The organism is Nucisporomicrobium flavum (genome assembly GCF_016464385.1).
In the GTDB taxonomy this organism is placed as follows: Bacteria; Actinomycetota; Actinomycetes; order Mycobacteriales; family Micromonosporaceae; genus Actinoplanes; species Actinoplanes flavus_A.
Window position 1 is genome coordinate 741,019 of sequence record NZ_JADMLH010000001.1, and the last position, 16,213, is coordinate 757,231.

Below are 16,213 nucleotides of genomic sequence, written 5' to 3' on the forward strand. Positions count from 1 at the left end.
CATGACCTCACCCACCGCACTGATCTCCGGGGCCGGTGTCGCCGGTCCTGCCCTGGCGTACTGGCTGGCCCGGCACGGCTGGTCGCCCACCGTCATCGAACGCGCCGAGGGCCTGCGGTCCAGCGGGAACCCGGTCGACGTCCGCGGCCCGGCGCTGCCCGTGGTCGAGGACATGGGCCTGGTCCCCCGGCTGCGGGCGGCCGCCACCCACGCCCGGTCGATGCTCGTGCTGGACCCGGACGGCCGGCCCGGCCTCCGCGTCGGCACCCCCGCGTCCCGCAGCGCCGCCGGCACCCGGGAGATCGAGCTCCCCCGCGCCGACCTCGCCGGGATCCTGCACGACGCCGCAGCCCCGCACGCCGAGTTCCGCTTCGACGACACGATCACCACGCTGCGGCAGGACGCCGGCGGGGTCGATGTGACGTTCGAGCGGGGCCGGCCGGGCCGCTTCGACGTGGTGATCGGCGCCGACGGCCTGCACTCCACCGTGCGGCGGCTCGCCTTCGGGCCGGAATCGGCGTACGTGCGCCACCTGGGTGTCTACGTCGCCACGATCCCGTGGCGCGGCGCCCTCGAGCACCCGCACGACGTGGTCATGTACAACCTGCCGGGGCGGCTCGTGTCGGTGCACCCGTGCGCCGGCGAGGCCATGGCCGCGTTCATCTTCCGGCGCGCGGCGGTCGCGGGGCTCGACCACCGCGACACCGACCGGCAGCGGCGCATCCTGTCGGAGGCGTACGCCGGTGCCGGTTGGATCGTCCCGCAGCTGCTCGCCGGGGCCGGACGCACCACGCAGCTGTACTTCGACAGTGTCAGCCGGGTCGCGATGCCGGCCTGGTCGCGCGGCCGCATCGCGCTGCTGGGCGACGCGGCGTCCTGCGTCTCGCTGTTCGGCGACGGCTCGAGCCTGGCCATCGCCGGCGCCCGCACGCTGGCCGACGCGCTCGCCGGCGCGCACGGTGACCCGGCCGCCGCGTTCGCCCGCTACGAGCGCGAGCACCGCCGGCTGACCCGCCGCAAGCAGGTCACCATGCACGCGGCAGCCGCGCTGATCGTGCCGCGCACCCGGGCCGGCATCGCCGTGCGCAACTTCGCCGCGCGGACCCTGCTCCGCCCGGCGCCGGGCGGACCTGCCCGGACCGCAGCCGGCCGGGACTGACTCCGGCGCCGCCCGAGCCGCCCGCCGGCCCGGGTGTGTCGCCCGCCATGTCCGCTACGCCCCGCCCGCCCGGCTGCCGACCAGCAAAGGTCTGATCAATTCGTCCGCGGGAGTGTGGCTCGTCATGGGCAGGTCGCCGAGGCCCAGACGACCATCGCGTCCGCCGTCGAGGAGCAGTCGGTGACCACGAGCGAGATCAGCCGCAGCGTCGCGGAGCTGGCGAGCGCTTCCCAGGGCATCGCGCAGACCCTCTCGGCGGTGTCGGACAACGCCACCGCCACCACCACCGAGGCCGCGGCGACGCAGCGCGCCTCCGCGGACCTCGCCACCATGGCCGAAGACCTCAGCGGCATCGCCGCGTCGTTCCGGTGCTGATCGGCCGGCCCGGCCCGCTCAGCCCTGCGCCGCGCGGGCCTGCTGGAACGGCAGCCGGTCGAAGATGAACCAGCTGTGCACGATCCGGCCGCCGCGGACGGTCACGCACTCGGCCGCCGGGCCGCTCTTCACCAGCGTGGTCTCGGTGTCGTACATGATCAGCGCGGTGGTGTCGTCGCCGAAGGCCGCGATGACGTGCGCGCCGACGAGCATGGCCACGAACGGCGCCATGAACGACCGGTACGCCGCGGCACCCTCCAGCCGTCCCGCCGGGGCGTCGCAGACGATGTCGCCGGACACGTAGGTCATGGCCGTGTCGAGGTCGCCGGCGGTCCACGCGCGGTGGTACGCGGTCGCCACCCGCAGGGCCTCGCTGTGTGGTGCGGTCACCGTGTTCTCCTTCTCGGATCGGGTTCTGCCTGTTGTGACACCATCGGCTCGCGGATCGGAACGGTGGTGGCCTCGGCGGTGACGACACAGGACGTGCTGGAGCGGGCGCGCGCCGGGGACGGCGACGCGTTCGGTGAGCTTGTCGCGCCTTACCGGCGGGAGCTGCACCTGCACTGTTACCGGCTGATGGGCTCGCTCGTCGACGCCGAGGACGTGCTGCAGGAGACCCTGCTGGCGGCGTGGCGGGGGCTGGGCGGGTACGAGGGCCGCTCCTCGCTGCGGGCCTGGCTGTACCGGATCGCCACGAACCGGTGCCTCAACGCGATCCGCGACCACCGGCGGCACGTACCGGCCGAGCCGATGCCGCCGTTCACGCCGCCGGAGCCCACCCGCCGGGGCGAGGCGACGTGGCTGACGCCGTACCCGGAATCGCTGCTGGAGCGGATCCCCGACGCCGCCGCCGGCCCGGACGCGCGCTACCACCAGCGGGAAGCGGTGGAGCTGGCGTTCGTCGCGGGCCTGCAGCTGCTGCCGCCGCGGCAGGCGGCGGCGCTGGTGCTGTGCGACGTGCTGGCCTATCCGGTCGCTGAGGCCGCCGCGATGCTGGACACCTCCGCCACCGCGGTCAAGGGCACGCTGCAGCGGGCCCGCGCGACGATGGCGCGGACCGCGCCCGCCGGCGAGGCACCGGCACCCGGCTCGGCCGCCGAGCGGGCGGTGACCCGGCGGTTCGCCGACGCCTTCGTGGGGCGCGACCTCGACGCCCTGATCGCGCTGCTGACCGACGACGCGTGGCTGGCCATGCCGCCGGCGCCGCACGAGTACCACGGCGGGGCGGCGATCCGGGGCTTCCTCGCGGTCAGCGGCGGGTGGCGTGCCGGGCGCCGGCTGGAGCTCGTGCCGACGCGCGCGAACACCCAGCCGGCCTTCGCCTGCTTCATCGCGGGCGAGCCGGCCGGGCTGATGGTGCTCACCCTGCGCGGCGACCGGATCCGCGGCATGACCCGCTTCCACGACAACGACATGCTGCTGCGGTACGGCCTGCTGACCCCCTGGACGGGGTAAGTCGACTTATGTAGAGTTTCGGCCATGCCGAGACCGCCCCATGCCTCACCCCAGACGCTGCGCCTGTTCGAGGCGCTGCTCGCCGACCCCGCCCGCTGGCGCTACGGGTACGAGCTGAGCAAGCAGACCGCGCTCGCGTCGGGCACGCTGTACCCGATCCTCATGCGGCTGAGCGAGCAGCGGCTGCTGGAGACCGGCTGGGAGCCCTCCGAGGAGCCCGGCCGCCCGCCGCGGCACATCTACCGGCTCACCGCCGACGGCGTCACGCTGGCCGAGCAGCGGCTGGCCGCCAAGCGACCGGCGGAGTCACCGAGGCGCGCCGGTCCGGTGCCGCAGACGCGTACCGCCGGGGGTGCCGCATGACCGCGCCCACGCAGGTCCGCGACTCCGTGCTGCGCCGGGTCGCGCACGCCGTGCTGACCCGGGCCGTCCGGGGCCGCAAAGAGCGCGGCGGCGAGTGGGGCGAGGCGGTGCTCGCGGAGTTCGGCGAGACCCGCGGCGACTGGGAAGCCGTCCGCTGGGCCGCCGGCGGGCTGCGGACGGTGTGGCGTGAGCGCCGCAGCCGGGCCCGGCAACTGCCCCGGCCGCTCCGGGTCGCCCGCGGCACGGCGCTGGTGCTCGTGGCCGGCCTGCTCGCCGGGTTCGTCGTCAGCCGGTACGTGATGAGCGTCGGCTACATCCCCACCGGCTCGATGGAACCGACGCTGCAGATCTCCGACCGGGTCCTGCTCGACCGGATCACGTACCGGGCCACCGGACTGCGCCGCGGCGACCTCGTCACGTTCACCAAGGCGGCCGACCCGGGTTCGGCCCCGCACACCCTGCTCAAGCGGATCATCGGCCTGCCCGGCGACACCATCGAGTGCCGTGACGGCCGGGTGTGGCGCGACGGCAGCCCGCTCGACGAGCCGTACCTGACGCTCGGGCCCGAGGAGGACCGCACCGACTGCTCCCCCGTCACCGTGCCGGAGCACCAGCTCTACCTGCTGGGCGACCACCGGATCGTGTCCATCGACTCCCGCGAGTACGGCACCGTCGACGAGGACACCGTGGAGGCACGCGTGGTGGGCCGGATCTGGCCGATGCGGGACTGAAGTGGATCAATTCCCGGAATCCTGGTATACCAGTTCCCGTCCCGCCGCCGTGCCTTCCTGGAGTTGAACTGGACACCGCGTACCGCGTGAGTCCGCTGCGCCGCGACGACCCCGAACGGCTGGGCCGCTACGAGCTCACCGGCCGGCTGGGCGCGGGCGGCATGGGCGTGGTGTACCTGGCCGAGGACCCCGACGGCACGTACGTGGCGGTCAAGCTGGTGCACGCGGCGCTGGCCGGCGACCCGGAGTTCCGCGCCCGGTTCCGCAGCGAGGTGGAACGTGCCCGTCAGGTGCCGTCGTTCTGCACCGCCGAGGTGCTCGACGCCGACCTCGACCACGAGCCGCCGTACCTGGTGGTCGAGTACGTCGACGGGCCCAGCCTGCTCGAGGTCGTCGAGGAGCGCGGGCCGCTGCGGGCGGCGGCCCTGCACTCGCTCGCCGCCGGGGTGGCCACCGCGCTGAGCGGCATCCACGGCGCCGGCGTCGTGCACCGCGACCTCAAGCCGGAGAACGTGCTGCTGGCGCCGGGCAGCCCGAAGGTCATCGACTTCGGGATCGCCCGGGCACTGGAGTCGCACAGCCGCTACACGCGCACCGACCAGATGGTGGGGACGGTGGCCTACATGGCGCCGGAGCGGTTCTCGTCCGAGCCCGGCGAGCGGGCGGCCCCGGCGGCGGACGTGTTCGCGTGGGGGTGCGTGATCGCGTACGCCGGCACCGGCCGTACGCCGTTCGAGGGCGACTCCCCCGGCGCGACGGCCGCGCGGATCCTCACCCAGCCGCCGCGGCTGGACGGGCTCCCCCAGCCGTTGTGCGAGGTGGTGGGACGCGCGCTGGCGAAGGACCCCGCGGACCGGCCGACCGCCCGCGAGCTGCTCGACCTGCTCCTCGACGACCGAGCACCGGCGCCACCTCCGCGGGTGCGGCGCCGGGTCCTCCCGGCGGCCGTCCTGCTCGTGATCGCCGCGATGATCGTCACCGACCTGGTCGTCCGGGCGCAGCGGGACGCCCCGGAGCAGGCTCAGCCCCTCACCAACGCGAGTGGCAGCGTCGCCGCCGTCCCGCGGCCCGCACCCTCCGCCACGAGCAGGCGGACGACACTTCCGCCCACCTCGCCGGTACGAGCTACCACGTCGAGGACGAAGCGCTCGCCGGAGACCCCCCGCGCGGCTGCTAACCCGTCCGGTCGCAATCTCGCGCTGCACCGCCCCGCGACCGCCTCCAGCATGGAAGGGCCGCCGTGGGGGCCCTCGCGGGCCGTCGACGGCGACCCGGACAGCCGGTGGAGCAGCGGGTTCAGCGACCCGCAATGGATCGCCGTGGACCTCGGCAAGCAGTGGCAGATCTCGTCGATCACTGTGCGGTGGGAGCACGCGTACGCCGTCGGCTACCGCATCGAGATCTCGGCGGACGGCACCACGTGGAAGCGGGTGTACAGCACCACGACCGGCGAGGGCGGGACCGTGACGATCCGGCCCGGCGCACCGGCCCGCCACGTCCGGGTGTACGGCACCCGCCGCGTGAGCACGTACGGGTACTCCCTGTACGAGCTCGAGGTCCGGTGAGGACCCGTTGATCCGTACCCCTACAGTGCCCGCCATGGTCCTCCGGAAGCTCGCACCGACAGCGGCGGCCGCCGTCACCGCCGCCCTGGCGCTGGCCGCCTGCGCCAACGGCACCACGCCCGCACCGGCCGGCGCCACGGCCGACGGCAAGCCCGTCCTGCAGCAGTCCCTGCAGGGGCTCAAGGGCGGCAACTACACGTTCACCCGCTCCCAGGAGGGCACCGTCAGCGGGTCCGTGCACCTGCCGGACGGCTCGCTGATGGAGCAGCCGTACGGCCCCACGGTGCTGCGCTCGGGCAAGGCGTTCTACATGCGCTACCGCATCCACGCCGACGGCTACGAGCAGTATCAGAAGCTCTTCGAGAAGTACAAGCGCAAGGCGACGCCCGCCGAGGCAGCCGAGATCGCCAAGGCCGAGAAGATCATGGCGATCCTCGACGGCAAGCACTGGGTCCGCGCGGACGAGAAGCGCCTCCGGGCGGCCGCCGCCGAGGAGGACCAGAGCGGCATGGAGTCCCTGCCGCCGGTGCCCACCGCCGGGCAGCCCGACGTCACCGGGGCCGGCGCGCTGGTCAGTGCCGTCGTCCGCGCCGAGAGCACCGGCACCGCCGTCACCGGCACGCTGGACGGCACCAAGGTGGACCCCGAGCTCAACCTGTTCGCCAACGATCCGTACTACTTCTACGGTCCGCGGGCGAGCGCGATGCCGTTCGAGGCCACCCTGGACGCGCAGGGCCGGCTCACGAAGATCACCGTGCACGTGCCCGGCATGCTGCAGGCGCCCGCCTCGGCGCCGCCGTCGGCCATCCCGTCGGACGCCCCCACGGAGGCCCCCGGCGCGCCGCTGGTCATCGCGATCTCCGGGTACGGCACGACCGCCGCACCCACCGTCCCCGCGGACGCGACGGACCTGGACCCGGCCGCGTACGAGCTGCTCACCAACGATGTCGACTGACCCGCCTCAGGCCGGCTGCCGGGACACCTCGGTACGCAGCAGCCGGGTCAGCGCCTCGGCGTCCATCGGCCGGGCGAAGTGGTAACCCTGCGCGAGATCACAGCCCACCTCGCGCAGGGCGTCGGCGGTGGCGGCGTCCTCCACGCCCTCGGCGACCACGGTCAGACCCAGGTTGTGACCGAGCTCGACGGCGGAGCACACCAGCGCGTGGCTGCTCGCGTCGGTCGCCATGTCGCAGACGAACGAGCGGTCGATCTTCAGCTCGTTCACCGGGAGCAGCTTGAGGTAGCTCATCGAGGAGTAGCCGGTGCCGTAGTCGTCGATCGAGGCGCGTACGCCCAGGTTGCGGATGCGTCGCAGCGCCTCGATGGCGACCGCCGGGTCGCGCATCACCGAGCTCTCGGTGATCTCGATGCACAGCATCTCCCCGGGTACGCCGGCCTCCTCCAGCAGCGTGGCGACGCGGTCGCAGAAGCGCGCGTCGAGCAGGCTGTGCGCCGAGATGTTGACCGCGACCGTGAGCCGGTAGCCGCTGTCGTGCCAGATCCGGGCCTGGGCGAGCGCCTGGGACAGGACGAGGTCGGTGAAGCGGTGGATCAGGCTGGTGTTCTCCACGACCGGGATGAAGTCGCCGGGGCTCACCATGCCCTTGACCGGGTGCTGCCAGCGCGCCAGCGCCTCCACGCCGGTGATCGCACCGTCGGCGGGGTCGATCTGGGGCTGGTAGTGCAGGATCAGCTGGCCGGTGTCGTCGAGGGCGCGGCGCAGGTCGCCGAGCAGGCTCAGGCGGGCCGCCGCGGTGTCGTCCGCGGCCGAGGTGTACCGGTGGAAGCCGGTGTGGTCGAGCTTGGCGGTGTGCAGCGCGATGTCGGCGTGCTGCAGCAGCGTGGTCACCTGTTCGCCGGGCTGCGCCGTGGCCGCGCCGATGCTGATCTCCAGGTCGACGGTGAAGTCGTCGAGCGCGAACGGCTCGTCGAAGGCGGTCGTGAGCCGGGCCGCCAGCGCCTCGTCGGAGTCCGAGCGGCCGCGCAGCAGGACGGCGAACTCGTCGGCGCCGAGCCGGGCCACCAGGTCGTCGTCACGCACCACGCCGGCCAGGCGGCGGCCGGACTCGATCAGCAGCCGGTCCCCGATGCCGTGGCCGAGCTGGTCGTTGACCGCCCGGAAGCCGTCAAGGTTGACCAGCAGCACCGTCGGCGGCGCCGCGTCGGCCCGGTCGGCGTCCCCGCGCGGCGTCTCCGTCAGTGCCATCCCGGCCGCCGCGAGGAACGCCACCCGGTTGGGCAGGCCGGTCAGCGCGTCGATGGCGGCGAGCGCGGTCATCTGGCGGCGGTGCGCGCGTACGGACCATCCGAACAGGTTCAGCACGGCCAGCCCGAGCGCGAAGACGACGATGCTGCCGTAGAGCAGCCGCCGGGAGAAGTCGCGGGCGGCGGCCTGGTTGCGGGTGGCCTCGGCGAGCCGCTCGGTCTGCACCTCGATGAGCCGGGCGGTGATGCGCGAGTACGACGGCTCGATGACGGTCTTCAGCGTGCGTCGCGCCCCCGCCTGGTCGTGCCGGTCGATCTGCTGCAGGTAGTACGCGATGTCCGGGCCGAGGTTGAGGTGCTGCTGCTTGAGCACGCGGGACCGCTGCCGGTCCGGGCTGTCGTCGACCGCGACCATCCGGGCCATCGCGTCGTCCACCTGCTTGTTGACCTCCGGTATCCGCCGTCGGGCCGCGCCGTCGGGGTCCCAGAAGGAGGCCTGCAGCAGCGCCATCTCGGCGGCGGCGAGGTAGGCCGCCTGCTGGTACGCGTCCGTCTCGGCGCTGGAGGCCACCACGTCGGCGACGGTGTCGGTCTGCCGCCAGCTGGCCCAGACGGCGGCGCCGGAGAGGACGGCCAGCAGGGTGCCGAGCAGCCCGGTCACCCAGCGGGAGCCGCGCCAGGCACGGGTCGACGACATGATCGGCCCCTTCCGCTCGTCCGGCCGGCTCGGCAGTGCCGGTAGCGACGCACCCCGCCCCAAAAGACCGTTTCGCGCCATATGATATCCCCTACTCAGATGCCCGGGGCCGCGGTCGATGAGAGGTGACCGGCCGCGAAGGAGGCACCGTGCGCAGCAACCGCACCGAGACGGCGGAGCAGATCGCTCAGCTGCTGCAGACCGCGCGGCAGTCGCTGGGCCTGAGCCTGGCGTTCATGACCCGCATGGACGGCACCACGCAGCACCTCGAGGTGGTCGAGTCGGCCGTACCGCTGGTCTTCCGCGACGGGAACACGCAGCCGCAGGCCACCACCTTCTGCCAGGCGATCATGGACGGGAAGCTGCCGCCGGTGATGCCGAACGTCAAGGACTTCCCGGCCGCCATGAAGCTCCCCTCGGCGCGGATGCCCCGGATCCGCAGCTTCGTCTCCGTGCCGGTCGTGCTCAGCGACGGCACCGTGTACGGCACCTTCTGCGCCGCCGGCTTCCTGGCCGACAAGCAGCTCACCAAGCGCGACAAGGCGCTGATGGACGTCCTGTCGCACGCCGCCTCCCTGCTCATCGAGCCGGACGTGCGCCGCCGCGCCCGGGCCGAGGAGATCGCGGGCCGGCTCGCCCCGGTGTTCGAGGCGGGCGGCCCCGCCGTGCTGCTCCAGCCGATCGTCGACCTGGCCACCGGCGACCGGGTGGGCGCGGAGGCGCTCAGCCGCTTCCCCGCCGCGTGGGGCCTGCCGCCGGACCGTTGCTTCGCCGACGCGCACCTCATCGGCGAGGGACACCGCCTCGAGCTGCTCGCGCTGCGCCGGGCCGCCGGCCACATCGCCGGGGTCAGCGGGTACGTGGCCATGAACGTGTCCCCGGCGACGCTGCTCACCGCCGAATGCGCGGACCTGCTCGGCCGGCTGCCGCTGCACCGCGTCGTCCTCGAGCTCTCGGAACACGACCCGGTGGAGGACTACGACGAGCTGAAGGCGGCGCTCAAGCCCCTGCGCGGGGCCGGGATGCGGCTCGCCATCGACGACGTCGGCGCCGGCTTCTCGTCGCTGCGCCACATCGTCATCACCGCGCCGGACGTCATCAAGCTCGACCGGAGCATCGTCACCGGCATCGCCGCCGACGCCGTGCTCACCGTCGTGACCCGCGCGCTCGTCGACCTGGCCCGAGCCACCGGCGCCAAGGTGGTGGCCGAGGGCGTGGAGACCGCCGAGGACGCCGCCGCGCTGCGCGACACCGGCGTGGACCTCGGTCAGGGATGGCACTTCGGCAAGGCGGTCACCGCCGGGGAGCTGCGCGACACGTACGCGGTCTGCCAGGTCTGAGCGGCCGGCTCACCGCACCCGGGCGCCGACCGGCACCTGGCCCGTCTCCACGACGTCGGCGGCCACCTCCCGCACCTTGCGACCCTGCCGCTGCGAGGCCCGGCGGAGCAGGTCGAACGCCTGCTCCGGCGTCAGCCGGCGCTGCGCCATGACGACTCCCAGCGCCATGCCGATCACCCGGCTCGACTGCAGGGCCTCGGCCAGCTCGGCGCCGCGCCGGCGGGCGGCAGCACCCGCCAGTGCCACGGCGGCGTGCGAGGCGAGGATCCGGGCCGTCGTGACGGCCCGCGCGTCGAAGGCGTACGGCGTCCCGCACGACAGCGTGAGCGCGCCCAGCAGGTCCGTACCGGCGACGAGCGGCACCCCCAGCATGCACCGGATGCCGGTGGCCTCCGCGATCGGCCCGCCGTCGTTCCCGAGCAGGTCCGGGGCCGTACGCGCGACGCCCCGGATCGCGGTGAGGCACAGCCCCTCGCCGGCCTCGTGCTGGAGGCGGTCGGCCAGCGCGGCCCGCTCGCTCGTGGCGGCGGCCGGCACGACCCCGCCGTGCCGGTCGAGCAGGCACATAGCCGCGTCCTCGCAACCCGGCACGAGCCCTGGCGCTACGGCCATCACCCGCCGCGCGACGCCGTCGGCGCCGAGGGTGCAGAGGTCGCGGGCAAGGTCCGCGAAGACCTCCGCCGGTTCCTCGTCTGCGCCCACGGTCGTACCCTCCCGTGGACCACGGTCCCGCGGGTCGGCCGTACGCCGGTAGAGGCGGAGGCCTCGCCGGTTCCGGTCACTCGTCCGGTCCGGGCGGGGCCGGGAACAGCGGCATCAGCATGGTGGGCGGCTCGAACGGCCGCCAGCCGCTCTCCGGCTGGGCCAGCCGGTCCGCCACCGCCCACAGCACGGCCGGGTGGTGCCCCAGACCGAAATGGCTGCTCACGGTGGCGATGTTCTCGTGCCGCTCGTACGGCGGGTGCATCGAGGCCCGGTACGAGACGATGCCGTCCCACCGGGAGAAGATCGACGTCGCCGGCATCGTCAGGGGCGGCTGGACCACCTCCGAGGGAGGCAGGAGATGCTCCGGCACGTGCCGGTGAGCGTGCAGCTTGTAGTAGACCATCGCGTGCGTCTGCGCCGGGTGCGTCATCCGGATGGGGCTGCCCAGCGTGATCACCTGACGGACCCGGTCCGGATGGGCGCGGGCGGCGGCGTGGGCGTAGATGCCGCCGAGGCTCCAGCCGACGATGCTGACCCGCCGGCCGTACCGGTTCGCCAGCTCCGCCACCAGGCCCGGCACATGCCTGATCACGTCCGCGGTCGGCCCGTTGTTGCGCCCCAGGTTCCAGCCGTGGACCGCGTACCCGAGCCGCCGCAGGGTCCGCCGCAGCACGAACGTCGAGGCGTCCCCGCCGCCCAGGCCCGGCAGCACCACGACCGGATGACCGTCCCCGCGCGGCGCGGCCCGCAGGATGGCCCGGCCCACGGCGCTCAGGGCGGCCTCGCCGATCGCCCGGCCGGGGTCGGTGCTGAGCAGCAACCAGTGCGGCGGCGCCTCATGGGGTTCCGGCGGGCGCTCGGGCGGGGCGGCACCGGGGGTCCACACCCGGCGGGGCGGCTCGGCGGGGGTCCACGCCAGGCTGGGCGGATCCGCGGGCCGGGGGCGGTGCTGCGGAAAGGTCGTCATCACGCTGCCGCCTTTCGCGGCGCGCCGGCTTGCGCAGTCTGCTCTGGCGTACCGGATCTTCCGAGAGTAGCTCACGATCCGGCGCCGCAAGGGCCCAGCGGCCCCTCCTGTCGGCCCTGCGACCCGGATCGCCGGGTCACCGGGGCGCGCCGGTCAGCCGGGTGAGTCGTCGAACTCGTACCCCAGCTCGTCGGCGACGTCCGCGACGCCCGGGATCCGCTCCACCAGGGACACCGCGGTCACGGTGGCGGACCGGCGCTCGAGGCGGCCGCTGAGCTTCACCACACCGTCGCGGACGGTGACGTCCACGGCGCTCTCGTCCATCCCCGGGACCCGCCGGAGCATCTCGCGCACGTCCGCGCCGAGGTCGGCGTCCGGCCGGAGGTGAACCTTGAGCAGGTCGCCCCGCGACACGATCCCGGCCAGGCGGCCCTGCCCGTCGATCACCGGCAGGTGCTCGACACCCTCGGCCACCATCAGCCGGGCCGCCGCAGCGATCGGCGTGCCCGCGGCCACGGTGACCGCGGGGCTGGTCATCAGGCTCCCGGCGGTGTGCGCGGCGGCCTTCGCACGCTGCTCGCGGTGCCACCGGCTCTCGAACAGCCGGGGCCGGTCCGCCGCCCCGGACCGCTCGATCTTGTGCAGCAGGTCGGCCTCGGACACGACGCCGAGGACGTGGTCCTGCTCGTCGACCACCGGCAGCGCGTCCACGTGACGGCCCATGACCAGGTCGACCGCTTCCCGGTACGGGGTGTCCGCCCGCGCGCAGACCACCTTCACGGTCATGACGTCGTCGACTGTCCACGTCTTCATCACGGACCTCCGCAGTCCTCGGGACCGAGGCTAGGCGGCACACCCGGTCCCGGCCAGGGCCGGTCGGCCCCAGGTTCGTCCGGGACGGCCGTCGACGGCAGCGTCGCCGCCGGCCCCGGTGCCGGGCGCGCCCGGATCGGACCTGGGGTCGGCTCGTCAGGAGGCGACCGGGGCGGAACCGTTGACGAGCGGGACGGGGGCCGGAGCCGGCGGCGGCGCGGTGGCGGCCTGCGCCTCGCGGGCCAGGAACGTGCCCAGTTCGCCGATGGTGCTCATCAGCGGGGCCGGGAACACCACAGTGGAGTTCTTGTCGACGGCGATCTCCACCAGCGACTGCAGGTTGCGCAGCTGCAGGGCCAGGGGGTGCGCCATCATCGTGTCGGACGCGTCGCCGAGCGCGGCCGCCGCGAGGGACTCGCCCTCCGCGTTGATGATCTTCGCCCGCTTCTCGCGCTCCGCCTCCGCCTGCCGGGCCATCGCCCGCTTCATGGCGTCCGGCAGCTGGATGTCCTTGAGCTCGACCAGCGTGACCTCGACGCCCCACTCGACGGTGGTGACGTCCAGGATCTCCCGGATGTCGGCGTTGATCCGGTCCGTCTCGGACAGCGTCTCGTCCAGCGTGTGCCGGCCGACCACCTTGCGCAGTGTGGTCTGGGCGATCTGGTTGATGGCCGCGTGGACGTTCTCGATCGCGACGACCGACTTGACGGCGTCGACCACCCGGAAGTACGCGACCGCGGAGACGTCGACGCTGACGTTGTCCCGGGTGATGATGCCCTGCGACTGGATCGGCATCGTGACGATCCGCAGCGAGACCCGGTGCAGCACGTCGATGATGGGGATGATCAGTCGCAGGCCGGGGTCGCGGACGCCGACGACCCGGCCCAGCCGGAACAGCACGCCGCGTTCGTACTGCTTGACGATGCGTACGGCGAGCAGGAGCACGAGCAGCACGACGGCTGCGATGACGATCAGGGTGACGGTGAGTGTGTTCATACCTCCACCGTGCGACTCGCACCGACGCCGCAGGCAGAGCCTAACGTCCCGTCCGTCCGGCAGCTGATCCGGCCGCCGTCACGACGCAGCAGCCCGAGCAGGATCCGCAGTGTGGTGGTCTTGCCCGCGCCGTTGGGTCCGAGGATGCCGTGCACCCCCGCGGCGACGGTCAGGTCCAGCCCGTCCAGCGCCCGTACGGTCCCGAAGGTCTTCGTCAGACCGGCCGCCGTGATCGCCGGGATCATCGTCGTTCACCTCGTCCCGTTCACCGGTAGACGGCGGCGTGGTACCCGCCGTCGCCGAAGGGCATGGAGCCGCCCAGCCACCCGTGGCTGATGGCGCGTACCCCGCCCCGGACGCCGTGGGTCCGGAGATCCGTCATGCGCCCGCGCTGCCAGAGGAAGGCGATGGGGTCGGAGAAGTTGTTCAGCCCGGTGACGCCGATGATGCGTCCCCGGTCGTCGACGTCGGCGGCGGCCGAGTCGCCGATGCCGATCCGGCCGAGGTCGGTGACCGTCCCGGCGCGCCACAGGTACGCGGACTCCACCCCTTCGCTGTCCGCCTCGGACGTCCCATGCCCCACGATCCAGCCACTGTCGTTCACGGCGGCCGCGCCGCCCGCCGTCGCGGGTCCCAGCGGAAGGTCGGTGACGCGTCCCCGGTACCAGACGCACGGCACGTACCTGCCCTGCCTGCCCGGCCGGGCGCCGACGATCCGGCCCCGGTTGTTGATGTCCGTGGCGTTGCCGCGGCCGAGGTCGGTGACGACGCCGTGCCGCCACAGGAAGGCGTGGCCCACACCCTGCACGGTGTACGTGCCCACGATCTCCCCACGGTCGTTGATGGCGTCGGCCTGCGCGTCGGTCCCGGGCAGGTCGAGGGCCGTCATCCTGCCGTTCTGCCAGAGGAACGCACGCCGGTCCACCGGCGGGGACTTCTGGCCGATGGTGCTGTAGCCGACGACCTGGCCGCGGTTGTTCACGTCCGTCGCGGCCCCGCTGCCCTCGTAGGTCGGTGTCAGCTCGCCGAGATCGCGCACCTGGCCACGCCGCCACAGGAACGGGTGCGAGCGGCCGGGCGTGAACTCACCGCGGCCGGCCGCGTATCCGGCGTCGGCGAGGCTGAGGACCTCGCCCGTGAAGCCCAGGTCGATCACCCGGTACTGCCGGACCGGGCATGCCGCCGCCGGTCCCGCCGGCGCGGCCACCACCAGCGATCCGGCGGCCACCACCGCGGTCAGCCTCCCGGCCCAGGATGACGTCGTCAGCGCTGACATGTCTCGCTCCCTTCGCCGCCGGTCCCGGTGGGCCGCACGCGGGCTCAGGCGAGGTCCTTCTTCGCGACCTTGCCCGCGCCGGTCAGCGGGAGCGTGTCCCGCAACTCCACGATGCGCGGGTACTTGTAGGCGGCCAGCCGCTCGCGGCAGTACTCGATGATCTCCTCGGCCGCCGGCTGACTGCCCGGGTGCGGCACGACGAAGGCCTTGACCTCCTGCCCGAGCCGCCCGTCGGGCGTACCGACCACCGCGGCCTGCGCGACCGCCGGGTGGCCGTACAGGACCTCCTCGATCTCGCGCGGGTACACGTTGTAGCCACCGCGGATGATCAGTTCCTTCTTGCGGTCCACGATGAACAGGTAGCCGTCCTCGTCGGCGTAGCCCAGGTCGCCGGTGTGGAACCAGCCGTGCCGGAACGCCTCGGCCGTCGCCGCCGGGTGGCCGTGGTAGCCGCGCATCGTGTGGTAGCCACGGGTGACGAGCTCGCCGACGTGCTCGCGCCCGCGCGGCAGGGCCTGACCGTCCTCGTCCCACACCTGCACCTCGACACCCCAGACGGGTTTGCCGACGCTGTAGACGCGCCGGGCGTCGGGGCCCTCGTTGAAGGTGATCGTGGAGGCGGTCTCGGTCATGCCGTACCCCTCCAGGATCGGCACGCCGAAGCGGGCCTCGAAGGCGTCCAGCACGCGGGCCGGGATCGAGTCGCCGCCGGAGACGCACACCCGCAGCGTCGACGTGTCGTAGCGGTCCAGCTCCGGGTGCGCCAGCAGCGCACCGAACATCGTGGGTACGCCGTCGAAGATGGTCGCGCCGTCGCGTTCGATCGCGGCGAGCACGCGGCCCGCCTCGAACCGGGGCACCAGCGACAGGCAGGCGCCGAAACGGATGCCGAGGTTCATGGCGCTGGACATGCCGTACACGTGGAACAGCGGCAGCACGGTGAGGATCACGTCGTCGGGGTTGAGCTGGAACAGCCGGCCCGGGATGTCGGCGTTCATGTACAGCTGGAAGTGGGTCAGCTCGGCGCCCTTGGGCCGCCCGGTGGTCCCCGAGGTGTAGACGATCGCGGCGGTGTCCCCCGGCTCGGTCCCGTGCAGCGGCAGCGGGGCGCTCACCGGCTTCTGCAGCGCCGCGAACGAGCGGGCCGGGTCGCCGGCGAGGCCGGCGACGTGCACCGCGGTGAGGCCGCAGTCGGCGGCCGCCTTGGCCGCCTCCTCCGCCGCGCCGGCCCAGGTGATGAGCAGGCGGGTCCCCGAGTCGGCGATCTGGTACGCCACCTCCCGCGCCTTGAGCAGCACGTTGAGGGGTACGACCACGGCACCGGCCTTGAGGATGCCGTAGTACGCGACGGGGAACTCCGGGATGTTCGGGAGTTGCAGCGCCACCCGGTCGCCGGGGCGGATCCCCCGCTCCCGCAGCGCCGCGGCCACGGCGTCGGAGCGGCGGTCCAGCTCGGCGTAGGTGACGGTGGCACCCTCGTACGTCAGCGCGGGCGCCGTGGGACGTCTCGTCGCCGACTCGCGCAGAATGACAGCCAGGTTCAGCATCGCCGGCTCCTTCCGGCTC

Annotated in this window: 16 protein-coding genes and 1 pseudogene; 8 read left to right on the forward strand and 9 right to left on the reverse strand. The window is 73.6% G+C overall.

Going from position 1 to position 16,213, the window contains the following annotated elements; translation table 11 throughout:
- Nucleotide 1: 1 nt before the first annotated feature.
- Together IT780_RS03505 and IT780_RS03510 are read left to right on the forward strand one after the other, a co-directional pair.
- On the forward strand, nt 2-1,159 hold the full coding sequence (locus IT780_RS03505) for an FAD-dependent monooxygenase (RefSeq protein WP_199509889.1): 1,158 nt from the start codon (nt 2-4) through the stop codon (nt 1,157-1,159).
- Between the two features lie 114 nt (nt 1,160-1,273).
- Nucleotides 1,274-1,534 carry a hypothetical protein gene (locus IT780_RS03510; protein ID WP_199509890.1) on the forward strand — a complete coding sequence of 87 codons (261 nt, stop codon included), beginning with the start codon at nt 1,274-1,276 and terminating at the stop codon, nt 1,532-1,534.
- 18 nt (nt 1,535-1,552) lie between these two features.
- Here IT780_RS03510 and IT780_RS03515 read toward each other — a convergent pair whose 3' ends face one another.
- Nucleotides 1,553-1,924 (reverse strand): nuclear transport factor 2 family protein, encoded by a 372-nt coding sequence (locus IT780_RS03515; protein ID WP_199509891.1) that lies wholly within the window; start codon nt 1,922-1,924, stop codon nt 1,553-1,555.
- Between the two features lie 78 nt (nt 1,925-2,002).
- Here IT780_RS03515 and IT780_RS03520 point away from each other — a divergent pair, with 78 nt between their 5' ends.
- From IT780_RS03520 to IT780_RS03540, 5 genes are all read left to right on the forward strand, one after another.
- Entirely contained in the window at nt 2,003-2,989 is a 987-nt protein-coding gene (locus tag IT780_RS03520; protein ID WP_199509892.1) for an RNA polymerase subunit sigma-70, read from the forward strand.
- 24 nt (nt 2,990-3,013) lie between these two features.
- A complete protein-coding gene (locus IT780_RS03525; protein ID WP_199509893.1) occupies nt 3,014-3,352 on the forward strand; it encodes a PadR family transcriptional regulator in 339 nt (112 codons plus the stop codon).
- Nucleotides 3,349-4,083: a signal peptidase I gene (gene lepB / locus IT780_RS03530; RefSeq protein WP_199509894.1), complete on the forward strand. Its 735-nt coding sequence runs from the start codon at nt 3,349-3,351 to the stop codon at nt 4,081-4,083. The genes IT780_RS03525 and lepB overlap by 4 nt, the downstream gene beginning before the upstream one ends.
- An 86-nt stretch (nt 4,084-4,169) precedes the next feature.
- A complete protein-coding gene (locus tag IT780_RS03535; protein ID WP_199509895.1) occupies nt 4,170-5,648 on the forward strand; it encodes a protein kinase domain-containing protein in 1,479 nt (492 codons plus the stop codon).
- A 34-nt stretch (nt 5,649-5,682) separates the two neighbouring features.
- Nucleotides 5,683-6,603: a hypothetical protein gene (locus IT780_RS03540; RefSeq protein WP_199509896.1), complete on the forward strand. Its 921-nt coding sequence runs from the start codon at nt 5,683-5,685 to the stop codon at nt 6,601-6,603.
- A gap of 6 nt (nt 6,604-6,609) precedes the next feature.
- Here IT780_RS03540 and IT780_RS03545 read toward each other — a convergent pair whose 3' ends face one another.
- Entirely contained in the window at nt 6,610-8,550 is a 1,941-nt protein-coding gene (locus IT780_RS03545) for a putative bifunctional diguanylate cyclase/phosphodiesterase (protein WP_199509897.1), read from the reverse strand.
- Nucleotides 8,551-8,699: 149 nt separating this feature from the next.
- Between IT780_RS03545 and IT780_RS03550 the strand changes: the two genes are divergently transcribed.
- The gene (locus IT780_RS03550) at nt 8,700-9,890 is read left to right on the forward strand and encodes a sensor domain-containing phosphodiesterase (RefSeq protein WP_307831011.1); all 1,191 of its coding nucleotides are present in this window, start codon (nt 8,700-8,702) and stop codon (nt 9,888-9,890) included.
- 9 nt (nt 9,891-9,899) lie between these two features.
- Here the strand turns inward: IT780_RS03550 and IT780_RS42975 are convergent, their stop codons facing one another.
- The 7 genes and pseudogenes from IT780_RS42975 to IT780_RS03585 all read right to left on the reverse strand — a co-directional run bounded on the left by IT780_RS42975 (nt 9,900) and on the right by IT780_RS03585 (nt 16,194).
- A complete protein-coding gene (locus IT780_RS42975; RefSeq protein WP_199509898.1) occupies nt 9,900-10,592 on the reverse strand; it encodes a GAF and ANTAR domain-containing protein in 693 nt (230 codons plus the stop codon).
- 76 nt (nt 10,593-10,668) lie between these two features.
- Nucleotides 10,669-11,562: an esterase/lipase family protein gene (locus IT780_RS03560; protein WP_199509899.1), complete on the reverse strand. Its 894-nt coding sequence runs from the start codon at nt 11,560-11,562 to the stop codon at nt 10,669-10,671.
- 153 nt (nt 11,563-11,715) lie between these two features.
- Nucleotides 11,716-12,375 carry a CBS domain-containing protein gene (locus IT780_RS03565; RefSeq protein ID WP_199509900.1) on the reverse strand — a complete coding sequence of 220 codons (660 nt, stop codon included), beginning with the start codon at nt 12,373-12,375 and terminating at the stop codon, nt 11,716-11,718.
- Between the two features lie 156 nt (nt 12,376-12,531).
- On the reverse strand, nt 12,532-13,371 hold the full coding sequence (locus tag IT780_RS03570) for a slipin family protein (RefSeq protein WP_199509901.1): 840 nt from the start codon (nt 13,369-13,371) through the stop codon (nt 12,532-12,534).
- A 65-nt stretch (nt 13,372-13,436) separates the two neighbouring features.
- A pseudogene (locus IT780_RS03575) lies at nt 13,437-13,616 on the reverse strand (ATP-binding cassette domain-containing protein); the annotation flags it as partial.
- Nucleotides 13,617-13,636: 20 nt separating this feature from the next.
- Nucleotides 13,637-14,647, reverse strand: a complete 1,011-nt coding sequence (locus IT780_RS03580; protein WP_199509903.1) for a hypothetical protein — start codon at nt 14,645-14,647, stop codon at nt 13,637-13,639.
- 44 nt (nt 14,648-14,691) lie between these two features.
- Nucleotides 14,692-16,194: a long-chain-fatty-acid--CoA ligase gene (locus tag IT780_RS03585; RefSeq protein WP_199509904.1), complete on the reverse strand. Its 1,503-nt coding sequence runs from the start codon at nt 16,192-16,194 to the stop codon at nt 14,692-14,694.
- Nucleotides 16,195-16,213: the final 19 nt, after the last annotated feature.

Coding starts and splice junctions, on each gene's coding strand:
- IT780_RS03505 (WP_199509889.1), top strand. CDS start 2: ATGACCTCACCCACCGCACTGATCTCCGGGGCCGGTGTCGCCGGTCCT.
- IT780_RS03525 (WP_199509893.1), top strand. CDS start 3,014: ATGCCGAGACCGCCCCATGCCTCACCCCAGACGCTGCGCCTGTTCGAG.
- lepB (WP_199509894.1), top strand. CDS start 3,349: ATGACCGCGCCCACGCAGGTCCGCGACTCCGTGCTGCGCCGGGTCGCG.
- IT780_RS03540 (WP_199509896.1), top strand. CDS start 5,683: ATGGTCCTCCGGAAGCTCGCACCGACAGCGGCGGCCGCCGTCACCGCC.
- IT780_RS03545 (WP_199509897.1), bottom strand. CDS start 8,550: ATGTCGTCGACCCGTGCCTGGCGCGGCTCCCGCTGGGTGACCGGGCTG.
- IT780_RS03560 (WP_199509899.1), bottom strand. CDS start 11,562: ATGACGACCTTTCCGCAGCACCGCCCCCGGCCCGCGGATCCGCCCAGC.
- IT780_RS03565 (WP_199509900.1), bottom strand. CDS start 12,375: ATGAAGACGTGGACAGTCGACGACGTCATGACCGTGAAGGTGGTCTGC.
- IT780_RS03570 (WP_199509901.1), bottom strand. CDS start 13,371: ATGAACACACTCACCGTCACCCTGATCGTCATCGCAGCCGTCGTGCTG.
- IT780_RS03580 (WP_199509903.1), bottom strand. CDS start 14,647: ATGTCAGCGCTGACGACGTCATCCTGGGCCGGGAGGCTGACCGCGGTG.
- IT780_RS03585 (WP_199509904.1), bottom strand. CDS start 16,194: ATGCTGAACCTGGCTGTCATTCTGCGCGAGTCGGCGACGAGACGTCCC.